The following is a 22,262-nucleotide window of genomic DNA, read 5'->3' as shown; positions in this document are numbered from 1 at the left end:
GCTAAGGTCACCGGCATGAGCAGACGGAGCAAGAGCACCACCGGGCTGGCAGTGATGTTCGGCGTGATGGGGGTGCTGCATTTCGTGAAGCCGGAGCCGTTCGAGCGGATCGTGCCGCGTCAGCTGCCGCGCAAGAAGGAGCTGGTCTACGCCTCGGGTGCCGCCGAGCTCGCCTGCGCGGCCGGCCTGTTGCACCCACGGACGCGGCGGACGGCAGGCCTGCTCAGCGCGGGCCTGCTGGCCGCCGTCTTTCCGGCGAACGTGCAGATGGCGCTCGACCTGAACCGGAAGGGCTCGCCGCGGGCGAAGGCGATCGGCTTCGCCCGGCTGCCGCTGCAGATCCCGCTGATCCGGGCCGCGCTGAAGGCGTCCCGCGAGGGCCGCTGAGCCGTACTGCGAGGGGGGCCTGTGGAAAAGTGGTGAGAGGACTAGGCGCGGGCAGATATCCTCTTTGCCGTCAGTACAGTTACATCTCCCACCCCGCCACCCCGGTCAGTTCGTCCACCACTTGTTCACTTGCTTGGAGACTCCCGTGATTCTGCGTATGTCGTCGCTGTTCCTTCGCACCCTTCGCGAGGACCCGGCGGACGCGGAGGTCCCGAGCCACCGGCTGCTGGTCCGGGCCGGCTACATCCGCCGTACCGCTCCCGGCATGTACACCTGGCTGCCGCTGGGGCTGAAGGTGCTGCGCAACGTCGAGAAGATCGTCCGCGACGAGATGGACGCGATCGGCGCGCAGGAGCTGATCTTCCCGGCGCTGCTGCCCCGCGAGCCCTACGAGGCGACCGGCCGCTGGACGGAGTACGGGCCGAACCTGTTCCGCCTGAAGGACCGCAAGGGCGCGGACATGCTGCTCGGGCCGACGCACGAGGAGATGTTCACCCTCGCGGTGAAGGACCTCTACTCGTCGTACAAGGATCTGCCGCTGTCGATCTACCAGATCCAGAACAAGTACCGCGACGAGGCGCGGCCGCGGGCCGGTGTGCTGCGCGGGCGCGAGTTCGTGATGAAGGACTCGTACTCGTTCGACGTGGACGACGACGGCCTGGCCGCGTCGTACGAGCTGCATCGCCAGGCGTACATCAACATCTTCGACCGGCTCGGCTTCGACTACGTGATCGTCAAGGCGATGTCCGGCGCGATGGGTGGCTCGCGGTCCGAGGAGTTCCTCGCGATCGCCGAGAACGGTGAGGACACCTTCGTCCGCTCGCCGGGTGGCTATGCGGCCAACGTCGAGGCTGTCGTGGTTCCGCAGTCGCCGGCCGTCGACGCGTCGAACGTCCCCGCGGCCGAGGTCGTGGACACGCCGGACACGCCGACCATCGATACCCTGGTCGACGCGCTGAACGCGAAGCACGCACGCACCGACGGTCGCGAGTGGACCGCTGCGGACACGTTGAAGAATGTGCTCGTGATGCTCGTCCACCCCGACGGCACGCGCGAGCCGCTGGCGATCGGCGTGCCGGGGGACCGGGCGATCGACGAGAAGCGGCTGGGCGCGCAGGTCGAGCCCGCCGAGGTGGTCGCGTTCGAGGAGTCGGACTTCGAGAAGAACCCGGCGCTGGCCAAGGGCTACCTCGGCCCGGGCGTGCTCGGTCTGGAGAACGCGGCGAAGATCCGGTACCTGCTCGACCCCCGGGTCGCGGAGGGTTCCGCCTGGGCGACCGGTGCGGACAAGACCGGCTACCACGTGATCAACCTGGTGCACGGCCGCGACTTCACCGCCGACGGCACGATCCAGGCCGCCGAGGTGCGCGATGGCGACGAGGCGCCCGACGGTTCGGGTCCGCTGGCGGCGGCGCGCGGGATCGAGATGGGCCACATCTTCCAGCTCGGCAAGAAGTACGCCGAAGCGCTGGACCTGAAGGTGCTGGACCAGAACGGCAAGCTCGTCACGGTCACGATGGGCTCGTACGGCGTCGGCGTGACCCGCGCCGTCGCCGCGATCGCCGAGGGCAACCACGACGAGATCGGCCTGATCTGGCCGCGCGAGATCGCGCCCGCGGATGTCCACTTGGTTGCCACTGGCAAGGATGCGGACCTGTTCGCGAAGGCCGCGTCGATCGCCGCCGAGCTGGAGTCCCGCGGCCTCAGCGTGCTCTACGACGACCGCGAGAAGGTCTCACCCGGCGTGAAGTTCAAGGACGCCGAACTCCTCGGCATCCCCACCATCGCCGTAGTCGGCAAGGGCCTCGCCGAAGGCACCATCGAGGTCAAGGACCGCCGCTCCGGCAACCGCACCGACGTACCGGTCGACCAGCTCGTCGACCACCTGGTCACAGCCGTCCGCGGCTGATCCAGCGAAATCACCCGGGCAGCCCCCGACAGTCGCAAAGGCAAGGGGTGCACTCGAACTGAGTGCACCCCAACACCTGAGGGCTCGTCTCGTGCCTACCAGCCCGGTCCTCGCCAGACCCACCGACAAGCACCTGATCATTCGCCCCCTTTGACCACCCTCAGCCACCTTGTGCACCGGCCAGGCGCTCAAGTCGATCGTCCCTCGCCAGGTGGGGAGGAAAATGTCCCGCACCGGGGGCAAAATCCGCCTCAGGTCCAGCGAAAATCCACCCCCACCACACCCCCTCGCCAAACCGCACGGATGGGTCAGGCGAGCCCTCTACCCCTCAGATGGCCGATCGCCATGGCTGGCAGCGCGGGGTGAAAAGCGGGCGAATGATCACAAGGGTTTGGAGCCGAATCGCGGGCGGGTGGGTGGGTGGGTGGGTGGAGGCCGGGCAGGCTGGGCGGCCCGATGGCAGGTCGTATGACCGATGGCGGGTGGTAGGACGCTAGCGGTCGTACAAGCTGCTAGTGGACCTCGGCTGGCGCGCCTCAGCGGTCGGGGCGGGCGTCGATTTGGATGAGGGTTTGCTGGCCGGTTGCTATCAGGGAACGCTTTGAGGCTGTGGCAGCGAAGACCTCCAGGCGGCAGATGGTCAAGGTGCGGCCGGCTTTGAGGACTTCGCCGACGGCTTCCAGGTAGTCGCCTTCGGCGGGGGCCAGGAGGTTGATCTTGTACTCGACGGTGAGGATCGAGGTGTTCTCGGGGAACAGCGTGAAGGCCGCGTAGCCGCCGGCGCTGTCGGCGATCGAGCTGGTGGCGCCGGCGTGGAAGTAGCCGTGCTGCTGGGTCACTTCGGGCCGACTGGGCAGGACGATGTGCACCCGCCCCCGTCCGATGTGGCTGAGCCGCGCGCCCAGATGCGCCATCAGACCTTGCCGCTCAAAGCTCGACCTGATCCGCTCCTGAATGGCCGGGGTTGCTTCTTCCAACGAACTCTCCTTCGCGGGCAATGTCACAACCGGACCGATCATGTAAGGGTAGAGCGGGACAATGACCTTACCTGATGATGGAGTCATGTCCGATCATTCCCGCCCGCGGTGCCGCTGTGCCTGATATTTCCCTGTGGACGCTCGTTTTTCTGGTGGTAGCGGCCTTTTCGGCCGGGTGGATCGATGCGGTGGTCGGAGGTGGCGGGCTGATCCAGCTCCCGGCGATGTTGCTCGGGCTGCCGAACGCCTCGCCCGCCCAGATCCTGTCCACCAACAAGATCTCCTCACTCTTCGGTACGACGACCAGCGCGGTCACCTTCGGCCTCAAGGTGAAGCCGGATCGGCGGACTGTGCTCCCGCTCGCCATCCTGGCCGCGATCGGTTCGGCGGCCGGGGCGTTGGTGGCGACCCAGATCCCGATGTCCTGGTTCAAGCCGATCGTGCTCGTCCTGCTGATCGGCGTCGCGATCTACACCTGGGTCAAGCCCGACCTCGGGTCCGCGACCGTACTGCGCTTCGACGGGCGCGCCCACTACGTCGCGGCCAGTCTGGTCGGCCTGCTGATCGGCTTCTACGACGGCGCGGTTGGTCCGGGCACCGGCTCGTTCCTGATTTTCGCGCTGGTCGGTCTGATGGGTTACAACTTTCTCCGGGCCAGCGCCAAGGCCAAGATCGCCAACGTGGCAACGAACCTCGGCGCGATCCTCGTGTTCGCCGCACACGGTGCTCCGCTGTGGCGACTGGGCCTGATCATGGGCCTGGCGAACATGGTCGGCGGCCTGCTCGGCGCTCGTACCGCGGTCGCCCGCGGCTCTCGTTTCGTCCGGGTGATCTTCCTGGTCGTCGTCTCGGCCCTCATTCTCCGTCTCGCGTACGACGTCTTCTGGCAGTGACACCGCTCGCAATGCCTTAGTCTCGCCTGCACGGGAGGTGGCGGCGAGGTATGGAGCTGCGGTTTCGGGTGCTCGGGCCCACTGAGGTGCGCGTGGACGGGGTGGTGCTGCCGCTCAAGGGGAAGCGGCTCCGGGCCTTGCTGACCACGCTTCTCGTCCAGCCGAACACGGTTGTGACGATCGACAACCTGATCGAGCAACTGTGGGCAGGGGAGCCGCCGGCAAATCCGGAGCCGGCCTTGCACACAGCCGTTTCGAGACTTCGGGCAGCGCTGGGACCCGCGGCCGAGCTGATCAAGACCGTGCCCGGCGGCTATCGGATCGAGGTCAGCGAGGAGCAGCTCGACCTCACCGAGTTCCGGGCGCTGGTGGCAGCGGCCGAGGCAACAGTCCAGCTGCGCGAGCGCGCAGACATCCTCACCAGGGCGCTGGATCTGTGGCGTGATGTGCCATGGTTGGGCAGCGCGGACGACAGCCGGGATTGGCTGATCGAGGACCGCCTGCGCGCGATGGAGAAGCTCGTCGATGCACGGCTCGCGCTCGGCGAACACGCGGCCGTGATCGCCGAACTGACCCTGCTCACCAAACAGCATCCGCTGCGCGAGCGGGGATGGATCCACCTGATGCTCGCCCTGTACCGAAGCGGCCGCCAGGCAGACGCTTTGGCGGCGTACCGCGAGCTGACCAAGATCCTCGCCGAGGAGCTCGGTGTGGAACCGGCCATCGAGGTGCGCGAACTGCATCGGGCGATCCTCACCGGTGACGTGCCTGCGGTCGGCCTGGCAGCGGAGCCGCCGCAGGCACCGGAGGACGATGGCTGGCACCAGCATTGGCAACTCCCGATGGACCTGATCGACTTCGTCGGTCGTGACCAGGTGATCAGCGAGATCATTGCCCGTCTGAAGGACACCGGCTCCGTGCCCGTCGCGATCGTCTCCGGCGCGCCTGGCGTCGGGAAATCGGCGCTCGCCGTCCACCTCGGTCACCAGCTGAGAGCGCACTTCCCGGACGGCCACTGGCATGTCCGGCTCGCCGGTGCCAGCGGGTCACCTCGCGAGCCTCTCGACGTACTCGGTGAACTGCTGGGCCTGGCGGGTATCGACCCGTACGAAACCCCCGCCGACCTCGAACGCCGAGCCGCCCTGCTGCGGTCGACCCTCGCCGATCGCCGTGTCCTCCTGGTGCTCGACGACGCCAGAGACGCGCGGCAAGTGGTCCCACTGCTCCCCGGTACGGCGGGCAATGCTGTCCTGGTCACCAGCCGCAACGAACTCACCGCCCTCTCGGTCGCAGTCGGTGCCCGCGGTACGCGGCTGGCAATGCTCGACCCGATCGAGGCCACCGATCTGCTGTCGGGCATGCTCGGCGCCGAGCGAGTCATGGCCGAACCAGCCGCCGCAGTCGATCTCGCCGAAATCTGCGGGCGCCTGCCGCTGGCCCTCCGAATCGCTGCCGGTCTGCTCAAAGGCCGGCCGGATCAGTCGATCGCGGAGTACGCCGAGGAACTCCGCACCGGCGATCGCCTGGCCGGCCTGGCGATCGGCGACGAGCCCGACACAGCGGTCGCAGCTGCCTTCGCCTTGTCTTATGAGTCGCTCAAGCCACCGGTACGCCGCCTCTTCGCCTTGCTCGGCGTCATCCCGGGCGGCGACTTCACCGCTCCCGCGGCCGCCGCGCTGCTCGACTGCCCGCCGCGCGAGGTCGGCGCACTGCTCGAGGCGCTCGTCAGCATCAACCTCGTCCAGCGCGAGCGCGGCCGGTACCGGATGCACGACCTGATCCGCCTGTACTCCGCAGCTCGCGCCGATTCCGAGCCGGGTGCCGACGATGCCTGGCTAAGGCTGGCGAGCTGGTACCTGCGCACTACCGACGCAGCCGCTGACTTTTCGTTCAGGCCTTACGTCCGGCTGACCGGCCGCCTCTTCGACGACAACCCGTTCGCCGATGCCAACCAGACCGAAGCCTGGCTCGCAGCCGAGGAGCCGAACCTGGTCGCCGTCATCAACAGCGCAGCCGAGATCGGCCCGTACGACGTCGCGTGGCGGTTGGCGGACGTTTTGCGTGGCTACTTCGTGAGGACCGATCGGGTCGTGCCCTGGCGCTACACCACGACAGCCGGCCTGAAGGCCGCGCTGGCCGCCGGCGATCGCGGCGGCGAGGGCGCGATGCGGCACAGCCTGGCAACACTGCTGCACACCATCGGTGATCTCGAGGGGGCTGTCGAGGCGTCGACGATCGCGCGCGAACGCTACGCCGCGGTCGGGTTCGGACTGGGTGAGGCTGCCCTGCTGTGCAATCTGGGGATGGCGATCGACGACGCCGGCCGGCCGGCGGAAGCGGTCGAGCTGCTGACCCGCGGGATCAAGCTCTTCCGCGACCTCGGTGAGACGGCCATGCTGGCGCCCGGGCTGCACAGCCTCAGCAACGTTCACTACAACCTCGGCGAGCTGGATTCCGCGGTAGCCGTCGCGAACGAGGCACTCGAGGTCACGCCGAGGGACTACGACGACCATATCTCGTTGATCAATCGTGGTGCGGCCTTTCGCCTGCAAGGGTATTTCGCCGAGGCGGAAGCCGACCTCACCATCGCCCTCACGATGACCGACCGCCCTGCCGTCGCGGGGTTCTACGAACTGTCCTGGCTCTACGCGGACCTGGCCAGGTTCGGCGAAGCCGAGTCGGAGGCCGCCGAAGCCCTGAGACTCAGCCGTCGGGACGGGATGGAGTGGCACGAAGCCGCCTCTCTCAACGCGCTCGGTTCAGCCGTCCTCGGCCTCGGTCGTTGCGACGAGGCGGCTCGGCATCACACCGAAGCCCGCGAGATCGCGGCCCGGCTCAGTCATCGGGCGACCGAAGCCGAAGCGTTGCTCGGGCTGGCGACCGTGGCCTTCACCCGAGGGCAGCTGTCCGACGCGCGGGAGTTGGCCACCCAGGTGCGGAAACTCGCCCGGGACATGCACCACCGGATCCTTGAGTGCCGGGCGCTGATCCTGCTCGCCGAGGCGAACCACCAGAGCGGAAACTCCAGTGAGGCCGAGAACCTGACCGTTGAGGCGGCCGCGATAAAGCAGGAGACCGGCTACTTTCCGGCCGATAGGCTCGGCTGATGGTGGACTACGACGAGCGACTTCATCAGGTGTACGCCGAGGGACGCGCGCTGCCGGCCGACAGCCTGGGCACCTGGATGCGAGCCGTCACGGACCTCGCGCCGATCGAGCGACCGCTGACCGTTCTGGACCTCGGCTGTGGCATCGGGCGATTCACGCCCGCTCTGGCCGAGACGTTCGGCGGTCCTGTGTACGGCGTCGAGCCGTCGACGAGGATGCTGCAGCAGGCACCTGAGCATCCTGCGGTGACCTACCTCGAAGGTTCGGCCGAGTCGATCCCGTTGGCCGACGAGTCGTGCGACCTGGCCTGGTTGTTCCTGACGATCCACCATTGGGCGGACCCGCTGCAGGGACTCCGCGAGGTCAGGCGAGTGCTCCGGCCCGGGGGAGTGGTCTTCCTGCGGACCCAGTTCGGCGACCGGATGCCGGATATCTACTGGTACAGGTACTTCCCGAGTGCGCGCCAGGTCGACGCTTCGATGTACCTGCCGCTCGATGAGGTCCGGGCCTTGGCGGCGCAGGCGGGTCTCGTCGCCGAGGAGCAGCCGCGCTGGGTGGAGGCATCCGAGCCGCGGACGCTGCGGGCGGCGTACGAGCGGGTGAAGTTGCGGGCCTTCTCGACCTTCGAGCACCTCGCCGAGGACGAGCTCGATCGTGGGTTCGCCGAGTTCGAGCGGGATGCGGCGGCTGATCCCGAGCGTGAGCTCCCGGTCGTCCCCGCGGGCGTCTTGCTGCTCAGGCGACCTTCCAGCTGACCTCGTCGGTCGACGTCTGGTGGTCGCACGTACGCGCAACCTGTTCAGGCAGGGCCTAAACCGTCGCGCGCCTCAATCCGGCGACGCCAGCCTGGTGGGCAGCCGCGGTCATGCATGGCCGCGGAACCACCAGTGAATGGATAGGGGCACTCATGGTCAGGAATCTCGGGGTACGGCCACGTGGCGTCGTACGAGCGGCGGCGATGATCGTCGCGCTGGCCGCAGGCGGTCTCGTGGTGAACACCCAGTCGGCCGTGGCGGCGCCCTACGACGGCACCGACCCGGCTGCGACCGGGTGTGCCAGTACTGCCCGCACGATCGACGCCCGCAACCTCGACGGCGGAAATGCCCGCATCGAGCTGCGATACAGCAGTGGTTGCCGGACCGCCTGGGCGCGGATCACCCTCCAGAACGGCACCCGGTGCGTGCCGGGTGAAGATCGCTGCGGCTCTGCCGACATCGTGCGCAACAGCGATGGCCAGCGGTACAGCTGTTACACCCCGGCCGGTACCAACACGTCGTGCTACACCCGTCAGGTCAACGACTCCGGGGTGACGTCGTTCGCCGAGGGGTGGTTCGACAACGGCGCCCAGTCGTACTACGACCGCACGCGCAACTGGTGATCCCGGCAGGGGTGGCCGGTGCTGACCGGTCGCCCCTGGCCGGCGTGGGGAAATGTAAGCCGTCTGAAAGCGGGCACCGGTTGACTGGGTCCAGGACATCGCAAACGTGGGGGACACGATGCTTCGGATTCATTTCACGAACGACGACCTTGCCCGGATCACTGTCGCGGCGGAGCCGGATCCACTCTGGGAGGTACTCCTCAGCCTGCACCTGCTGCAGCTGCCCCTCGGGCCGCTGCACTACGGGCGCTGGCGGCAGCACGCGCGAAGCCGGCTGCGAGGCCGCGCGATCCAGGATCTGCTCGAACTCACACCGGCCCATGGCTACTCTCCGGACTTCCTGACTCCGACCATGACTCAGCCGGGTCAGGGTCTGCGGGCGGCGATCGAGAGTCTGCTGACCACTCCACGCCATCGAGTCCGGCACGACCTGACAATCCTTGCGGCCCGCACGGCCGCCTCACGATGGACCCGACAGCTCGCCGAGGGGGGTGCGGACAGCATGCGCCGCCTCGGCCGATCGGTGCACAGCTATCACCGGGCCGCCATCGCGCCGTACTGGTCATCGATCCGCAGTCAGGTTCGTGTCGACCACGAACGGCGTGTGGACCAGTTGCTCGCCGGTGGCACGGACCGGCTGTTGTCCGGACTCAACCCGCGCGTGCGGTGGCGGTCGCCAGTCCTGGAGATCTTGGACTTCGCGGACACCGACCTGCATCTGAACGGACGCGGCCTGCGCCTCCAGCCTTCCCTGTTCTGCTGGCAGACACCGACCAAGCTCCGCGATGACCAACTGGCCCCGGTCCTTGTCTATCCGATCGAGCTGGCGCCGGGCATGCTCCAAGCTGCCGACGCGACCGTTGGTCCGGGAGATTCATCCGCTGCTGTTGCGGCCCTGATGGGCCGGACGAGAGGCGCGATGCTGGAAGCCACGGCTGTCGGCTGCACGACGACCGACCTCGCCAGGCGATTCGGCGTATCACCAGCCGCCGCCAGCCAGCACGCGACCGTACTGCGCGACGCCGGCCTGATCAGCACCCGGCGCGACGGCCGCTGCGTGATCCACGAGATCAGCCCGGTCGGCATAGCCCTCCTCGACGCTCCCCGAACCCGGCGGTGAGGTCTAGGCGACCCAGCTGACATCGACTGCCGACGGCTTGCGGAAGACCAGCCCGTACGGCGGGGGAGAGGTCGCGTCGAGCCGGAGGTCGGGCAGCCGCGTCAGCAGGGCGGTGATCGCGCTGACCGCTTCGAGTCGGGCCAGGTGCATGCCGAGGCAGATGTGCGGCCCGCTGGCGAAGGCGAGATGGCGACGGGCGTTGGCGCGGCGTACGTCGTACAGGTCGGGGTCGGTGAAGACGGCCGGGTCGCGGTTCGCGCCGGCGAGCGAGACGGTGACGAAGTCGCCCCGGCTGATCGACGCGCCGGCCAACGTGACGTCACGCGTCGCGTAGCGGTCGACCACAGCGGCGGCTGGTTCCAGCCGGAGGGATTCCTCGATCGCGTTCGGGATCAGTGAATGGTCGGCTAGTACCAGAGCCAGTTCTGACGGGTTGGTCAGCAGATGCCAAAGGCAGTTGGTGATCATCGCCTCGGTAGTCTCGATGCCGCCGAACATCAGTACCGCGGCGTTGGCCACCACCTCATCCGTCCCGAGCCCGGCGTGCGCCGCCTCGGCGATCAGCGAGTCGGCCTGATCGATGCTCCCGGCAACATGTTGGTGCAGCTCGGCGAAAGCGGCGGCGCCCTCGGCCGTGACGGGATGACCGGCCGCGACACCGCTGACCGAGGACGAGATGTCCTGATACCAGTCCAGCACCGTCGCGGCGTCAGTCCGGGTGAGACCGAGCGAATAGGCCACGACCGCCACCGACAAGGGCCCGGCGACGGTACGCCGTAGGTCGGCCGAGCCGAGTGACTCGATCGCGGACACCAGCCGATCGGTCTCCTCCGCGACAAAGTCGGTGAAGCGCGCCCGCGTCTGAGCCAGGCTGAACGGCTGCTCGAACGGCGCCCGATGCTCTGCATGCGTCCCGCCGTCCAGCGACAACATCGACGGCCCGACCACCTGCGCGGTGGAGAAGCGCGGATCGTCCACAGTGAACGTCTCCGGATCCCGCATCACCTGCATCGCCAACTCCCGGCCACAGACCACCCAGCCACCGAGCGCCTCACTCCACCCAACCGGCCGGATCCGAGCCAGGAACGCATGCGGATCCTGCTCCAGTTCAGCCACCGTGGTCATGCGGAGCAGCCTACAAACAGGCGCCGACTGGCTAGGACCACTATGGGTACTGGTATTGCTGCGACAGATCCGATCTCAACGACTCAGCAGGGCGGTGGGTTACGAAAGACGCGACTCGGCCATCTAGGGTGTGGCCCATGGCAGCAATGGCTTCGAACCCCACCCCACCGCCCCGGTCTGAGAACCTGGTGCTGCTCCCTGCCGTGGATGTGGCGGATGGGCAGGCTGTCCGGCTGGTACAGGGTGAGGCCGGCAGCGAGACCTCGTACGGCGACCCGCTGGCCGCCGCGATGGCCTGGCAGGAGGCCGGCGCGGACTGGATCCACCTGGTCGATCTGGACGCCGCGTTCGGTCGCGGCAGCAACCGGGAGTTGCTCGCGGAGGTGACCGGCAAGCTCGACGTTCAGGTCGAGTTGTCCGGTGGCATCCGCGACGACGACTCCCTCGAAGCCGCCCTCGCGACCGGCGCCCGCCGAGTGAACATCGGCACGGCCGCGCTGGAGGATCCGGAGTGGTGTGACCGGATCATCGCGCAGTACGGCGACCGCGTCGCGATCGGGCTCGACGTGCGTGGCCGGACGCTGGCCGCGCGCGGCTGGACGAAGGACGGCGGCGACCTCTACGAGGTGCTCGAGCGGCTCGAGCGGGCCGGCTGCGAGCGGTACGTCGTCACCGACGTGACCAAGGACGGCATGCTCCAGGGGCCCAACCTGGATCTGTACCGCGACCTGTGCGCGCGGACCGAGAAGCCGATCGTCGCCTCCGGTGGTGTCTCCAGCCTGGACGACCTGCGCGCGCTGAGCACGCTGGTGAGCGACGGCGTCGAGGGCGTCATCGTCGGCAAGGCCCTGTACGCCGGCGCGTTCACCTTGACCGAGGCACTCGAACTCACCCGTGGAGGCGACAAGTGAGTCTTGCCGACAAGCTGGCAGGCAAGAAGGTCCTGGTCACCGGCGTCACCGGATTCGTCGGTGAGGCCCTGCTGCACCGGATGATCGGCGATCTGCCCGACACCACCGTGGTCGCGATCATCCGTCCGAAGGGGTCCCTCAAGGGCACCGACCGGATGGCGCAGATGCTCAAGAAGGACATCTTCAAGCCGTTCTACGGCGAAGGCACCCCGTACGCCGACGCCGCCGAGCTGACCGCCGCCCGGGTCGAGGTCGTCGAAGGCGATCTGTCCGACGTACCGGCGCTGCCGCGGGATCTCGACATCGTCGTGCACTGTGCCGGCGACGTCTCCTTCGACCCGCCGATCCACGAGGCGTTCACGACCAACGTGCTGGGCACGAAGAGCCTGCTCGAGCGCATCGTCGAGACCGAGCGCCCGGTCCATTACGTGCACATCTCCACCGCCTACACTGCCGGCCGTCGCCGCGGCGCGATCCCCGAGGCACCGGTCGAGCACAACGTCGACTGGCGCACCGAGGCCGAGGCCGGGATGGCTATGAAGGCCCGGATCGAAGAGGCCTCGCGCAGTGCCGCGATGCTGATCAAGTTCCGCAAGGAGTCTGAGAAGCTGCACCGCCGGGCCGGTCACCTGACCGCGGCGGCCGACACCGAGCGCCGGCGTACCGAGTGGGTCGCCAAGAAGCTTGTCGAGACCGGCACCGAGCGCGCTCGCAGCCTCGGCTGGACCGACTGCTACACCTTCACCAAGGCGCTCGGTGAGCGCGTCGTCGAGGAGTTCGCGGCCAAGCTGCCGACCTCGATCGTCCGGCCGGCCATCATCGAGTCCGCGGTGCAGAGCCCGTACCCGGGCTGGATCGAGGGCTTCAAGATGGCCGAGCCGCTGATCCTGGCCTACGGCCGCGGCGAGCTGCCGGAGTTCCCGGCCAGCCCCGACTCGGTGGTCGAGATCATCCCGGTCGACCATGTGGTCGGCGCGATCTGCGCGGTGATGGCGACCGAGCCCGAGTTGTCGAAGCCGGAGTACTACCACGTCAGCTCCGGCGCCCGGAACCCGCTGACCTTCGAGCAGCTGTACGCCGGCGTACGCGCGTACTTCTCCAAGCACCCCTTCGACCTGGGCGAGCGCGGCGCGGTCCGGCTGCCGGTCTGGAAGTTCCCCGGCGGCGACTCGGTCGAGAGCATGCTGCGGTACGGCGAGAAGGCGCACAAGATCGCCGACCAGATCATCACGCACGTGCCGCGCAGCGAGCGCACCCGCAAGTACGCGCGCGAACTCGACGTCCAGAAGCGCCGGATCGACTTCCTCCGCCGCTACATGGACCTGTACTCCGAGTACGCGCAGGCCGAGCTGCAGTTCATCGACGACAACGTGCTCGCCCTGCACAACGCGCTCGAGGGGGACGACCGGGAGAAGTTCTGGTGCGACACCTCGATCGTCGACTGGCAGCACTACCTGCAGGAAGTGCACTGCCCCAGCGTGACGGACTCGCTGCGCCGGCTGGACGTCGTCCGGAAGAAGCGGAACAAGGCGCTGGCCGAGACCGCGGGCACGCTGAAGAAGGTGCAGCCGTCCGACGAGGGCGAGATCATCGCCGCCTTCGACATGGACGGCACGCTGCTGTCGTCGAACGTGATCGAGACCTATCTGTGGATGCGGTTGCCGGAGCTGGACAGCCACCAGCGGGTCGGTGAGATCGGCGCGATGCTGCGCAAGCTGCCGAAGCTGATCTCGGCCGAGCGCAAGGACCGCGGCACCTTCCTGCGCACGATCTACCGCCGCTACCAGGGCGCCGATCTGGAGGAGCTGAACCGGATCGTCGACGAGGTACTGGCCGAGCACGTGCTCGAGCGGCTCAGCGGCGCCGCCGTACGCCGGATCCGCGAGCACAAGGCGGCCGGTCACCGGACCATCCTGATCACCGGCGCGGTCCGGCCGCTGACCAGGCCGCTGGAGCCGTTGTTCGACGAGATCGTCGCGGCCGAGCTGGCCGTCGACGACCGGGGCCGCTGCACCGGCTTCCTGACCGGGCCGCCGCTGGTCGGTGAGTCGCGGGCCGCGTGGATCAAGCACCGCGCCCGCGGGACGAACATCGACCTGTCCAAGTCGTACGCCTACGCCGACAGCCACTCGGACCTGCCGATGCTGACCACCGTGGGCAATCCCGTCGCCGTCTCGCCGGACGTGTCGCTGTTCCGGGCCGCCCGGACCGCGCGCTGGCAGATCGTCGACTGGAAGACCCCGTCCACTTCCTCGCGTCTGGAGATCCCTGGGGTGAGTGCCCGATGATGCTCGCGCTCGAGATGTACCGCTCGCCGGCCAAGTACCTGGCCGCGAAGGCGATGGGCAGCCGGATCCCGGGCATCCTGACCGGCCCGGCCGCGCCGCTGCGACTCGTCACGATCGACGAGCCCAGGTCCGACCGGGACGGCTGGGCGAAGATCCGGCCGATCCTGTCCGGCATCTGCGGCTCCGACCTCGGCATGGTCACCGGCCACACCAAGCTGTACTTCTCGGCGATGGTGTCGATGCCGTTCGTGCCCGGCCACGAGATCGTCGGGGTGCTGCTGGAGGACTGCGAGGACCTGCCCAAGGGCACTCGCGTCGTGATGGACTCGGTCCTCACCTGCGCCGCGCGTGGCGTCGAGCCCTGCGAGGGCTGCGTATCCGGCCACACGAACCGTTGCGACCGGATCACCGTCGGCCACGTCGCGCCCGGCCTCCAGACCGGCTTCTGCCAGGACACCGGTGGCGGCTGGGGCAACGTCATGGTCGCGCACCGCAGCCAGCTGTACGCCGTACCGGATGGTCTTTCGGATGAGCGGGCCGTGCTGACCGAGCCGCTGGCGTGTGCCGTGCACACCGCGCTCAAGGCGAAGGTCGAGCCGGGGCAGTCGGTACTGGTCAGCGGCGCCGGCGCGGTCGGGCTGTTCGCGACGCTCGCGCTGCGCGAGCTGACCCAGGCCGGCCGGATCACCGTCGTGGCCAAGCACGCCAAGCAGCGTGAGCTGGCCCGGGCGTTCGGTGCGAGCGATGTGGTCGCGCCCGACGAGGTCTTCCGCGGCGTACGCCGGGCCACGGGCGCCTTCCGGCTGAAGCCGGAGATGGCCAAGGAGTTCCTGCTCGGCGGTGTGGACATCGCCGTCGACGCGGTCGGCAGCAAGGACTCGATCGACACCGTGCTCCGAGTCACCAAGGCTGGTGGCCGGGTGGTTCTGTCCGGCATGCCGTCAACGGGTGCGGACCTGTCGCCGGTGTGGTTCCGTGAGCTGGAGCTGACCGGCACGTACGCGTCCTCGCGGGAGGAGCCGAACGAGCGCCCCGCCTTCGAGACCGCACTCGAGATCGCCGCGAAGGCCCCGCTGGACGGGATCGTCGGGGCGCGTTATCCGCTGTATCGGTGGCGTGAGGCGCTGGACCACGCGCAGTCCGCCGGCCGCCTGGGGACCGTCAAGGTCGCCTTCGATGTGAGGGCTTCCTGATGACGGGCCCGTTGAACGTACGACGAGAGAGGTTCTGACATGTCTCGGCCAGGGTTTGTGCTTGAGGTGGACGACCGGACGCCGCCGCTGCTCGTGCACAACGGTGAGGGCTTCCTGCTGGAGCGGTTCCCGCTCGGTACCCGGGTGGTGTACCCGCCGGAGGCGCTGCCGCCGGTCCGGGACGTGGAGGAGGCGATCCAGAACGCGCTGCTGAATCCGATCGACTCCGAGCCCCTGCCGGAACTGCTGCGCGCAGGGATGCGGCTGACCATCGCGTTCGACGACATCTCGCTGCCGCTGCCGCCGATGAAGAAGCCGGACATCCGTCAGCGGGTGATCGAGGCCGTCCTGACGATGGCCGCCGACGCCGGTGTCGACGACGTCGAGCTGATCTCCGCGAACGCGCTGCACCGCCGGCTCACCCCGAACGAGCTGCGCGACATCGTCGGCGAGCGCGTCTTCCGGTCGTTCTTCCCCGACGGCAAGCTCTACAACTTCGACGCCGAGGACGCTGAGAACCTGACCCACCTGGGCCAGACCAAGCACGGCGAGGACGTCGAGATCTCCAAGCGGGCGGCCGAGTCCGACCTGCTGGTCTACGTGAACGTGAACCTGGTGGCGATGGACGGCGGCCACAAGTCGACGTCGATCGGGCTGGCGTCGTACAAGTCGCTGAAGCACCACCACAACAGCCACACGATGATCCACTCGCGGTCCTTCATGGACCACAAGGCCTCGAAGATGCACCACTCGGCCTGGCGGATGGGCGCGGTGCTGACCGAGCACGTCAAGGTCTTCCAGATCGAGACCACGCTGAACAACGACATCTTCGGCGGCCCGCTGGAGTTCCTGCAGAAGCGCGAGTGGGAGTGGTCGATCAAGGACCAGGCCTCGATGCTGGCCACCAAGCGCGGCCTCGACCTGGCCCCGGCCAAGGTACGGCACAAGATCTTCACCGACGTCCGGTCGAACTACGGCCTGACCGGGATCCACGCGGGCGCGATCGAGCCGGTGCACGAGAAGACGATCGAGAACGTGCACAAGCAGCACCTGGTCGAAGTACAGGGGCAGTCCGACGTCGCGATCATGGGCGTGCCGTTCGTCGGCCCGTACAACGTGAACTCGGTGATGAACCCGATCCTGGCCGCCTGTATGGGACTGGGCTACTACTTCAACTCCTACCGGGGCAACCCGATCGTCCGCAAGGACGGCGCGGTGATCCTGTACCACCCGGTGGACTACGAGTTCAGCCAGCTGCACCACCCGTCGTACGTGGACTTCTTCGAGGAGGTGCTGTCGGAGTCGACCGACCCGGCCACCATCGAGGCGAAGTTCGAGAAGCAGTACGCCGAGGATCCGTGGTACATCCACCTGTACCGGACGTCGTACGCGTACCACGGCGTGCACCCGTTCTACATGTGGTACTGGATCTCTCACGCGCTGGACCACTGCGGCGACATCGTCTGGGTCGGCGGGAACCGCAAGACGGTCGAGCGGATGGGCTTCCGGTCCGCCTCGACGCTGCAGGACGCGCTCGAGATGGTCAGCCACTCGGTCGGCCGGTCGCCGTCGATCACCTACCTGCACAACCCGCCGCACCTGCTCGCGGACGTCCGCTGATGGGGACGAACCTGGTCAAGTTCAGCCGGGACACCGCGCGGGACGTCCGGGTGGTGGCCCGGGGCTGGCGCTGGGGCCGGCGGCCGCAGGTACCGCGGTCGGCCGAGCCGTACGTGATCAAGAAGGAGTCCTCGGTCTTCCCGACCAAGTGGGCCCGCACGCCGGCGGCGATCGCGGTCCGCGAGGTACTGCAGAAGGGCGCGCTCAACTCGGTCCTGCGGTTCGAGGTGAACCCGCAGGTCAGCGGGATCGACTCGCTGCGGAAGGTGAACGGGCCGGCGGTCATCGTGGCGAACCACTCGTCGCACCTGGACACGCCGCTGGTGCTCTGCACGCTGCCGGACGACATGCGCCGCAAGACCGCTGTCGCCGCGGCTGCCGACTACTTCTTCGACACCTGGTGGCGGGCGACCGCGTCGGCGATCGTGTTCAACACGTTCCCGATCGAGCGCCGGGGCGGCAAGCTCAGCTCGACGCCGGGCGACCTGCTGGACGACGGCTGGAACGTGGTCGTCTTCCCCGAGGGCACGCGTTCACCCGACGGGTGGATGGAGCGCTTCCGGATGGGCGCGGCGTACATCGCGGTCGAGCACGGCGTACCGGTGGTGCCGGTTGGCATCAAGGGTTCGTTCGCCGCGATGCCGCGTGGCCGTGGCTGGCCGGTGCCCGGTCGCCCGACTGTCGCAGTACGGTACGGCGACCCGCTGTACCCGGCCGAGGGCGAAAGCGCCCGCGACTTCGCGCCCCGCATCTCCGCGGCCGTGTCGGCCCTGCTCGACGAAGAGTCGACCACCTGGTGGGAAGCCCGCCGCCGAGTCGCCACGGGCGCATCCCCGTCCCAGTCCGGCCCCGACGCAGCCCGCTGGCGCCGAGTCTGGGAATCCACCACCCCCATCAAGTCCTCCGCCCAGAAACACCGAGCCTGGAAGTGACACCCTTGGAGTTCCGGCCGCGGCTCGATTTGGCCGGGTTGCCGTTCTGGGTGCTGGCGGGCTCGTACGGGGTGCTCGCTGCCGCCTTGTGCTGCTCGTTGGCGACCTGGGCGATCAGCTGGGTCGCCGCGGCGGTGCTGTTCTCAGTATTGGTGCTGGTGATCGCCGCCGTGTTCGCGCGGACCTTCCGGCGTACCCGGATCTTGGTCGGCAGCGAGACAGTTGCCTACATCAACGCCTCACGGCGGTCGGCGGTCTTGAACCGTTCGCAGTTGGTGCGGATGATCGCGATCGACCGGCTACGAGGTTCGTTGCCCGGCGGTGTGCTGATGCTCGTCGCCGCGGACGGCTCGCGGTTGGGGGCCGCGCACTGGCTCTGGGGGCAGGGCGTCCTCGATCAGGTGGTCGCCGCCGTCGCCGATGATCGGGTTGCGCTCGAACGCCGGCCGTCGGCCGGTCAACTCGAACTGCTCCGCGAGTTCGGCGTCGACCCGGCGTTCAAGCAACGCCCGGTGATATACACGGCGGTGTTGGTGGGCGCCGTGGCCGTCGGCGTCCTGATCGCCTGGCCGATCGTGACGACCTTGCTCTGAGAATGGACGGACCGGCGTACGGGGCCGGGATCCCCGGCTCGGTACGCTTGGCTGTGTGAGCCTCGCCGTGCGTGTGATCCCCTGCCTTGATGTCGACGCGGGCCGGGTGGTCAAGGGCGTCAACTTCGTCGATGTGCGCGATGCCGGTGACCCGGTCGAGATGGCCCGGCTGTACGACGCCGAGGGCGCCGATGAGCTGACCTTCCTCGACATCACCGCGTCGTCGGGGTCGCGCGAGACGACGTACGAGGTGGTCGGGCGGACGGCCGAGCAGGTGTTCATCCCGCTCACCGTCGGTGGTGGGGTGCGCGAGGTGGGTGACGTGGACCGGCTGCTGCGGGCCGGCGCGGACAAGGTCGGCATCAACACCGGCGCGATCGCGCGACCGGACGTGATCAAGGAGATCGCGCACCGCTTCGGCAACCAGGTGCTGGTGCTGTCCCTCGACGTACGCCGATCCGCCGACCAGCCGAGCGGCTTCGAGGTGACGACCCACGGCGGCCGGAAGTCGGCCGGCCTGGATGCGATCGAGTGGGCGCGACGGGGTGCCGAGCTCGGCGCCGGGGAGATCCTGCTCAACTCGATGGATGCCGATGGCACCAAAAAGGGCTTCGACCTGGAGCTGATCCGGGCGGTCCGCGCGGTGGTCGACGTACCGCTGATCGCCAGCGGGGGAGCCGGGCTACCCGAGCACTTCCCGCCGGCTGTCGAGGCGGGCGCGGACGCAGTACTGGCTGCGAGTGTCTTCCACTTCGGTGAACTGCGGATCGCCGATGTGAAGAAGGCTCTACGCGACGCCGGCATCGTGGTCCGATGAACGACCTGGTGGCGCAGGACAACCCGCAGCTGGTCGCCGACGTCGAGCACCAGCTTTCGAACCTCTTCCGCCGCTCCCGCTCCGCCCAGATGCAACTGGCCCGCCGAGTCCACCCAGAAATGGACGCCGCCGGCTACGCCCTGATCTCCCAGATCGACCTGGGCACCACGGGAAGCCGCCCCGGCGTCCGCGCGTCGGATGTGGCGCAGGCATTAGGCCTCGACAAATCCACCGTCAGCCGAGGCCTCACCCAGCTGGAAACCCTCGGCCTGATCGAACGAGTAGGCGACCCAGACGACGGCCGAGCCCGCCTACTCCGCCTAACCGATTCCGGAGCCACCCGCTTCGGCGCCATGCGCTCCCAACGCCAGGCAGAATTCCGAGCAATCCTCGACCGCTGGGAACCCCAAGACCTGTCAGACCTGGCCCGACTGCTCACCCGCTTGAACCTGGACCTGAGCTAGCCCCGATCCCGCATCGCCCCTCCTCCGTCGAGGCTCGACCCACCCACCCCAGGACGCCGCTCCTGATGAGGTGAGCGAGTCGCGGATGCCGTCCCGACCGACAGGACATAGTGCGATTATCGGGCCGCGCAAACGCTTGCCCGGACCGATTCGGGGACTATGTCCTGTCGGTCGGGACAGTCCCGCGGCCCATGATGGCGTGCGCGGCCGGAAGAGCAGCGGCGGTGGCCGTCGGTGACCGGCTGCGGGTATGGCGATCCCGCATCGCCCCTCCTCCGTCGAGGCTCGACCCACCCACCCCAGCACGCCGCTCCTGCGTCGTCGTCACGGGATTCACCGACGTCGATGGCGAATAACTACATCGCCGGAGGTTCCAGGCCCGCCAGGTCGTGGGTGTGGATGATGGGGGAGCGGACCAGCCAGAGTACGGCGAACAGGCCGCCGGCGGCGGAGATCAGCAAGGTCTCCCGGACACCGAGCCAGGTACCGAGGAGGCCACCAACCAACGCGCCGAGCGGCCGTACGCCGTAGTTGATGCTGCTGAACGCACCGGCCACCCGGCTTCGCATGTGGTCGTGAATCACCGCCGCCTGCAGCGAGTTCAGCGGTACGTCGAAGCACATGACCGCGAACGCACCCACGAACTCCGCAGCGGCAAGGATGCCCGCCCGCATCCAGACCGGTCCGTCGGCCACAGCCACGATCCCCAGTGACGCAGGGAAAACGACGGAGCCGATCGCGATCAGCCGGCCGGCGCCGATCAGCTCGGCGAGCGGTTTGGCGGCGAGTGCTCCGATCAGCCCGCCGGACGCGCCGATCCCGAGGGCGATGCCGATGACGCCAGCGGGCAGGCCCAGGTTGCGACTGGCGAACAGCACCAGCAACGCCATCCCGATCATGGTGAAGAAGTTCACGGTGGTCGCGCAGCCCAGGCTCACCCGCAGATACGGATGCCGCAACAGGTACCGCATCCCCGCTCGTGCCCTGAACAGCAACGACTCTTCACCGCCATCGGCGTCCCCCGGCGCGACCTTCAGCCGGCTCACCTGTACCGCGGAGAACGCGAACGACAACGCATCGACGATGAGTGCGATGGGTGCCGTCAGCCACTGAATCAGCAGACCGCCAACGGCCGGGCCGGCCATGAAGGAGATCGACCTTGTCGCCGACAGCTTGCTGCCCGCCTCCAGGTACTGCTCCCGGCTGACCAGCCGCACGAAGAAGGACGCGTATGCCGTGTTGAAAACGACGTGCGCAGTACCGGCCAGAATCGCGATCGCGTACAGGTGGCCGAGACTCAGCACGTCGAGCCAGTACGCCGCCGGCAGCGACAACAGCAGCGCGGTACGGCTCAGATCGGCCGCGATCATCAACGGACGCTTGTCGCGATGCTGATCGACCCAGGTGCCGATGAACAGCGAAGCGAGGTTCGGCAGCCACACCGCGGCGGTCAGAAAGCCGACCTGGCTGGGGGAGGCGTTCAGCAGCGTCACCGCGATCAGCGGCAGGGCGAGCTCGCTGATCCGGTCGCCGAACTCCGAGACGCCCTGGGCGGACCAGAACGTCCGGAACCGGCGGTCACGCCACAGGCTGGTGGCGGGCGGGGCGAGGGCACGACTTGTCATGACGGGTTCCTCACCAGCTCAGTTAGTTGCCTCGGGCAACACCATGCGGATCAGCCGGACCGGCTTCGCGTCGTCCGGGGCGCCACCCTGGCCGCGTTGGACATAGGGGGCCAGGAGGTCCTGGATCGCGTTCTCCAGCGCCTCGGCTTCGTCGCGGGTGACGGTCAGCAGCGTGTTCGACGAACCGGCCGACCGGCTCCACTCGGGATCGAGGGATGGCTCGGTGTCGGAGATCCACTGCTGGACGTGGTCGAGCGCCTGACTCATCATCTCGGTCCGCAGTAGCCGGCCCGCCTCGGCGCCTTCGGACGTCTCGGGCATCTCGAAGCGGAATCCGCGCGCGACCGCCTTCCACCAACGCTGCCGCTTGTCGGCGCCGCCCTCCGGGGGAGGGCTGTCGCTGACCAGCCCGAACGATTCGAGGTGGCGCAGATGCCAACTCGTCACCGAGGGCGAGGCGCCGACGTGCACGGACAGCTGGGTGGCGGTGGCCGGCCCGTTCTTCTGCAGATAGCTGAGCGCGGCCAGCCGGACGGGATGCGCCAACGCACGCATTGCCTGCGGGTCGGTGATCTCGAAATCGCCGTACGGATTTCTGAGAGACATGTTTCGAGAGTAATCTCTCACATCTCTCGAGAGCAAGAGCCCGTCTGTGCGCCGGAGCAAGAGCCGGCCAGTACGCCAGAGCTGGCCCGTACGCCGGCCGGGGCGTACGTCGCAACGCCGTTGGCCGCGACGCACAGCAGTCGAGCGGAACCACATCCTCACCGAACTGTCCGACGAAACGCGCCAGCCGATCGCCCCAGAAGCGAGCAAGGAAAGAGCCTGGCTGAACGGCCCACGAGCTTGCGCACACCTGGCATGATCCCCACCCCCTGACCTCAGCGACTGTCAACCTGGCGGCAACGCTCGCTGCCCATGCC

The 22,262-nt window shown here is 68.2% G+C and carries 19 protein-coding genes; 15 read left to right on the top strand and 4 right to left on the bottom strand.

Annotated elements, in window-relative coordinates:
* Positions 1–15 precede the first annotated feature (15 nt).
* Positions 16–387 (top strand): DoxX family protein, encoded by a 372-nt coding sequence (locus tag A3ES_RS0112860; RefSeq protein ID WP_020387226.1) that lies wholly within the window; start codon positions 16–18, stop codon positions 385–387.
* A 145-nt stretch (positions 388–532) separates the two neighbouring features.
* Positions 533–2,296: a proline--tRNA ligase gene (locus A3ES_RS0112855; protein WP_026162824.1), complete on the top strand. Its 1,764-nt coding sequence runs from the start codon at positions 533–535 to the stop codon at positions 2,294–2,296.
* 536 nt (positions 2,297–2,832) lie between these two features.
* Here A3ES_RS0112855 and A3ES_RS0112850 read toward each other — a convergent pair.
* Positions 2,833–3,273, bottom strand: coding sequence for a PaaI family thioesterase (locus A3ES_RS0112850; RefSeq protein ID WP_026162823.1), 441 nt, complete (start codon positions 3,271–3,273; stop codon positions 2,833–2,835).
* Between the two features lie 116 nt (positions 3,274–3,389).
* Here A3ES_RS0112850 and A3ES_RS0112845 point away from each other — a divergent pair, with 116 nt between their 5' ends.
* The 5 genes from A3ES_RS0112845 (at position 3,390) to A3ES_RS0112825 (ending at position 9,771) form a co-directional block, all read left to right on the top strand.
* The gene (locus A3ES_RS0112845) at positions 3,390–4,166 is read left to right on the top strand and encodes a sulfite exporter TauE/SafE family protein (protein ID WP_026162822.1); all 777 of its coding nucleotides are present in this window, start codon (positions 3,390–3,392) and stop codon (positions 4,164–4,166) included.
* Positions 4,167–4,216: 50 nt separating this feature from the next.
* On the top strand, positions 4,217–7,273 hold the full coding sequence (locus A3ES_RS0112840) for an AfsR/SARP family transcriptional regulator (protein WP_020387222.1): 3,057 nt from the start codon (positions 4,217–4,219) through the stop codon (positions 7,271–7,273).
* Complete coding sequence (locus A3ES_RS0112835) at positions 7,273–8,028, top strand: class I SAM-dependent methyltransferase (protein ID WP_020387221.1); 756 nt, start codon at positions 7,273–7,275, stop codon at positions 8,026–8,028. Before A3ES_RS0112840 ends, A3ES_RS0112835 begins: the two co-directional genes overlap by 1 nt.
* Positions 8,029–8,180: 152 nt before the next feature.
* A complete protein-coding gene (locus A3ES_RS0112830; protein WP_020387220.1) occupies positions 8,181–8,651 on the top strand; it encodes a DUF2690 domain-containing protein in 471 nt (156 codons plus the stop codon).
* A 118-nt stretch (positions 8,652–8,769) separates the two neighbouring features.
* The gene (locus tag A3ES_RS0112825) at positions 8,770–9,771 is read left to right on the top strand and encodes an ArsR/SmtB family transcription factor (RefSeq protein ID WP_026162819.1); all 1,002 of its coding nucleotides are present in this window, start codon (positions 8,770–8,772) and stop codon (positions 9,769–9,771) included.
* A 3-nt stretch (positions 9,772–9,774) separates the two neighbouring features.
* Here the strand turns inward: A3ES_RS0112825 and A3ES_RS0112820 are convergent, their stop codons facing one another.
* Complete coding sequence (locus tag A3ES_RS0112820) at positions 9,775–10,896, bottom strand: cytochrome P450 (RefSeq protein WP_020387218.1); 1,122 nt, start codon at positions 10,894–10,896, stop codon at positions 9,775–9,777.
* A gap of 137 nt (positions 10,897–11,033) precedes the next feature.
* Between A3ES_RS0112820 and priA the strand changes: the two genes are divergently transcribed.
* Genes priA through A3ES_RS0112780 form a run of 8 tightly spaced genes read left to right on the top strand, consistent with a single transcriptional unit; the run spans position 11,034 to position 19,714 of the window.
* Positions 11,034–11,807, top strand: a complete 774-nt coding sequence (priA, locus tag A3ES_RS0112815) for a bifunctional 1-(5-phosphoribosyl)-5-((5-phosphoribosylamino)methylideneamino)imidazole-4-carboxamide isomerase/phosphoribosylanthranilate isomerase PriA (RefSeq protein ID WP_083933401.1) — start codon at positions 11,034–11,036, stop codon at positions 11,805–11,807.
* Complete coding sequence (locus A3ES_RS0112810) at positions 11,804–14,095, top strand: HAD-IB family hydrolase (protein ID WP_020387216.1); 2,292 nt, start codon at positions 11,804–11,806, stop codon at positions 14,093–14,095. Before priA ends, A3ES_RS0112810 begins: the two co-directional genes overlap by 4 nt.
* Positions 14,092–15,288 (top strand): zinc-dependent alcohol dehydrogenase, encoded by a 1,197-nt coding sequence (locus A3ES_RS0112805; protein WP_026162818.1) that lies wholly within the window; start codon positions 14,092–14,094, stop codon positions 15,286–15,288. Before A3ES_RS0112810 ends, A3ES_RS0112805 begins: the two co-directional genes overlap by 4 nt.
* Positions 15,289–15,327: 39 nt before the next feature.
* The gene (gene larAH / locus A3ES_RS0112800) at positions 15,328–16,908 is read left to right on the top strand and encodes an NPN-dependent hydroxyacid isomerase, LarAH14/15/16 family (protein WP_040454603.1); all 1,581 of its coding nucleotides are present in this window, start codon (positions 15,328–15,330) and stop codon (positions 16,906–16,908) included.
* Positions 16,908–17,840: a lysophospholipid acyltransferase family protein gene (locus tag A3ES_RS0112795; RefSeq protein ID WP_020387213.1), complete on the top strand. Its 933-nt coding sequence runs from the start codon at positions 16,908–16,910 to the stop codon at positions 17,838–17,840. The genes larAH and A3ES_RS0112795 overlap by 1 nt, the downstream gene beginning before the upstream one ends.
* Positions 17,837–18,433, top strand: a complete 597-nt coding sequence (locus tag A3ES_RS0112790) for a hypothetical protein (protein ID WP_157630482.1) — start codon at positions 17,837–17,839, stop codon at positions 18,431–18,433. The genes A3ES_RS0112795 and A3ES_RS0112790 overlap by 4 nt, the downstream gene beginning before the upstream one ends.
* 55 nt (positions 18,434–18,488) lie before the next feature.
* Complete coding sequence (gene hisF / locus A3ES_RS0112785) at positions 18,489–19,250, top strand: imidazole glycerol phosphate synthase subunit HisF (RefSeq protein ID WP_020387211.1); 762 nt, start codon at positions 18,489–18,491, stop codon at positions 19,248–19,250.
* A complete protein-coding gene (locus A3ES_RS0112780; RefSeq protein WP_020387210.1) occupies positions 19,247–19,714 on the top strand; it encodes a MarR family winged helix-turn-helix transcriptional regulator in 468 nt (155 codons plus the stop codon). Before hisF ends, A3ES_RS0112780 begins: the two co-directional genes overlap by 4 nt.
* Positions 19,715–20,070: 356 nt before the next feature.
* On the opposite strand, the gene A3ES_RS0112775 is transcribed toward A3ES_RS0112780, so the two are convergent.
* Together A3ES_RS0112775 and A3ES_RS0112770 are read right to left on the bottom strand one after the other, a co-directional pair.
* Positions 20,071–21,339 carry an MFS transporter gene (locus A3ES_RS0112775; protein WP_020387209.1) on the bottom strand — a complete coding sequence of 423 codons (1,269 nt, stop codon included), beginning with the start codon at positions 21,337–21,339 and terminating at the stop codon, positions 20,071–20,073.
* An 18-nt stretch (positions 21,340–21,357) separates the two neighbouring features.
* On the bottom strand, positions 21,358–21,945 hold the full coding sequence (locus tag A3ES_RS0112770; protein WP_020387208.1) for an ArsR/SmtB family transcription factor: 588 nt from the start codon (positions 21,943–21,945) through the stop codon (positions 21,358–21,360).
* Between the last annotated feature and the right edge of the window lie 317 nt (positions 21,946–22,262).

This window comes from Kribbella catacumbae DSM 19601 (assembly GCF_000372465.1).
GTDB classification, from domain to species: Bacteria; Actinomycetota; Actinomycetes; order Propionibacteriales; family Kribbellaceae; genus Kribbella; species Kribbella catacumbae.
This window is presented reverse-complemented; position numbering and strand designations above follow the sequence as displayed.

Excerpts from the sequence above, each read along its gene's own strand:
- A3ES_RS0112860 (WP_020387226.1), top strand. The coding sequence starts at position 16 with ATGAGCAGACGGAGCAAGAGCACCACCGGGCTGGCAGTGATGTTCGGC.
- A3ES_RS0112840 (WP_020387222.1), top strand. The coding sequence starts at position 4,217 with ATGGAGCTGCGGTTTCGGGTGCTCGGGCCCACTGAGGTGCGCGTGGAC.
- A3ES_RS0112835 (WP_020387221.1), top strand. The coding sequence starts at position 7,273 with ATGGTGGACTACGACGAGCGACTTCATCAGGTGTACGCCGAGGGACGC.
- A3ES_RS0112830 (WP_020387220.1), top strand. The coding sequence starts at position 8,181 with ATGGTCAGGAATCTCGGGGTACGGCCACGTGGCGTCGTACGAGCGGCG.
- A3ES_RS0112825 (WP_026162819.1), top strand. The coding sequence starts at position 8,770 with ATGCTTCGGATTCATTTCACGAACGACGACCTTGCCCGGATCACTGTC.
- A3ES_RS0112820 (WP_020387218.1), bottom strand. The coding sequence starts at position 10,896 with ATGACCACGGTGGCTGAACTGGAGCAGGATCCGCATGCGTTCCTGGCT.
- priA (WP_083933401.1), top strand. The coding sequence starts at position 11,034 with ATGGCAGCAATGGCTTCGAACCCCACCCCACCGCCCCGGTCTGAGAAC.
- A3ES_RS0112805 (WP_026162818.1), top strand. The coding sequence starts at position 14,092 with ATGATGCTCGCGCTCGAGATGTACCGCTCGCCGGCCAAGTACCTGGCC.
- larAH (WP_040454603.1), top strand. The coding sequence starts at position 15,328 with ATGTCTCGGCCAGGGTTTGTGCTTGAGGTGGACGACCGGACGCCGCCG.
- A3ES_RS0112795 (WP_020387213.1), top strand. The coding sequence starts at position 16,908 with ATGGGGACGAACCTGGTCAAGTTCAGCCGGGACACCGCGCGGGACGTC.
- A3ES_RS0112780 (WP_020387210.1), top strand. The coding sequence starts at position 19,247 with ATGAACGACCTGGTGGCGCAGGACAACCCGCAGCTGGTCGCCGACGTC.
- A3ES_RS0112775 (WP_020387209.1), bottom strand. The coding sequence starts at position 21,339 with ATGACAAGTCGTGCCCTCGCCCCGCCCGCCACCAGCCTGTGGCGTGAC.
- A3ES_RS0112770 (WP_020387208.1), bottom strand. The coding sequence starts at position 21,945 with ATGTCTCTCAGAAATCCGTACGGCGATTTCGAGATCACCGACCCGCAG.